Below are 1,735 nucleotides of genomic sequence, written 5' to 3' on the forward strand. Positions count from 1 at the left end.
TTCTGGAATTTATGTATCACCTGGCTAATATAGCTATAAACACATATTTAGGAAGATGAAAGCAGATTTATATATCCGTGTAAGCACTGATGAGCAGGCAGATAAAGGTTTTTCCCAGAGAGACCAAGAGGAAAGATTACGCAAGTACTGCCAGAATAACCAAATATCCATCCGTAAAGTGATTTTGGAGGATCATTCAGCCAAAACGTTTGAACGCCCGGAGTGGCGCAATGAGATCCTTGACCTGAAAAAGCGGAAAGATCAAATAGATGTTATCCTATTCACCAAATGGGATAGATTTAGTCGTAATGCCGGAGATGCTTACCAGATGATTAATATCCTTCGCAAGTTGGGAGTAGAGCCACAGGCTATTGAGCAACCATTGGATATGGCGGTTCCTGAAAACAAAATAATGCTGGCGGTATATCTTGCAGCTCCTGAAGTAGAAAATGACCGGAGAGCATTGAACGTATTGTATGGTATGCGCAGAGCTAAAAAGGAAGGTCGCTGGATGGGGCAGGCCCCCGTAGGATACGCTAATAAGATAACGGAAGACATGCGGAAGTACATCGCACCTGTAGAGCCATATGCGAGCATTATGAAGTGGGTCTTCAACATGATGGTAACAGGACAGTACCAAGTAGAGCAGCTTTATAAAGAAGCCCGCCTGAAAGGTATTAGGTGCTGTAAAACGAATTTCTGGAATCTGCTCAGGAACCCGGTCTACTGCGGAAAAATTTATCTATCTGCTTACAAGGACGAACCAAGTACACATGTCCCCGGTTTGCATGAGCCTATCATATCAGAATCGTTGTTTTATGAAGTGCAGGACTTGCTGGACGGCAAGAAAAAGAACTACCGCACTAAAGTAGGGTCACAGGAGATCATGCAACTGAGGGGGCACTTGCTTTGCCCTAAATGTGGTCACCTGTTAACTGGTAGCGCTTCGCGTGGCAGGAACGGGATTTATTATTACTATCATTGTAAGTCGTCATGCGGCGCACGTTTCAAAGCAGAAGCGGCAAATGATCTTTTTACAAAAGAGCTACGGAAATTTGTTCCCCGTGTCGGCATGGCAGAATCTTACAAGGTGGTAGTTAATGCTGCATATAAGGCACAAGCAAAAGGACAACGCAGCGAGGTAAAGGAAATTACCGATCAATTAAATGAGGCCCAAAATGATATTGCTAAAGCAAGGAAATTGCTATTAAAAGAAGAAATAGATGCTGCCGATTATAAAACAATCAAAGGGGAGAGCGAAAAACGAATCATGCTATTGGAGGCCAAATTAATGGATGCCGCAAAGAATACAAGTAATATAGAATCTCTATTGGATAATGCGGTAAAATCCCTTGTAACCCTTGACCAGCTTTATAAAGACGGTGATGTGAAGAAGAAGCGGCAAATTATTGGTTCGATTTTCCCGGAAAAACTCGTTTTTGACGGAAGCCATTATCGAACCGCTAGGTTGAACGAAGCCGTTAAGTTGGATCAAGTTGAAAACTTGGGGGATTAGTGGAAATTTTAAGCATAAAGTTTAGTCAATCTGTAAAGAAAAAATTCTACGTCCCGTACACCTCTGAGTGCATTCCTTAAGGACTTTATTTTGGCATTAAAAGACTCCGCAGCTGCGTTGGTGGCCCTGTTATTGAAGAAGTTGAGAATGCCCAAATAATGAGTTCTGATGGTCCTGGCAACGGTTTTAAAAGATAATATCCCTGCTTCTTCTACGTCA

At 42.5% G+C, this 1,735-nt stretch carries 2 protein-coding genes; one reads left to right on the forward strand and one right to left on the reverse strand.

The window, feature by feature from the left end; translation table 11 throughout:
• The first annotated feature begins 55 nt into the window (after positions 1 to 55).
• Positions 56 to 1,516 carry a recombinase family protein gene (locus VIP81_RS19290; RefSeq protein WP_331964823.1) on the forward strand — a complete coding sequence of 487 codons (1,461 nt, stop codon included), beginning with the start codon at positions 56 to 58 and terminating at the stop codon, positions 1,514 to 1,516.
• An 8-nt stretch (positions 1,517 to 1,524) separates the two neighbouring features.
• Here VIP81_RS19290 and VIP81_RS19295 read toward each other — a convergent pair.
• The coding region (locus tag VIP81_RS19295; protein ID WP_331964826.1) for a transposase at positions 1,525 to 1,735 on the reverse strand (211 nt) is incomplete at its 5' end.

Source organism: Chitinophaga sp., assembly GCF_036566945.1.
Taxonomy (GTDB): Bacteria; Bacteroidota; Bacteroidia; order Chitinophagales; family Chitinophagaceae; genus Chitinophaga.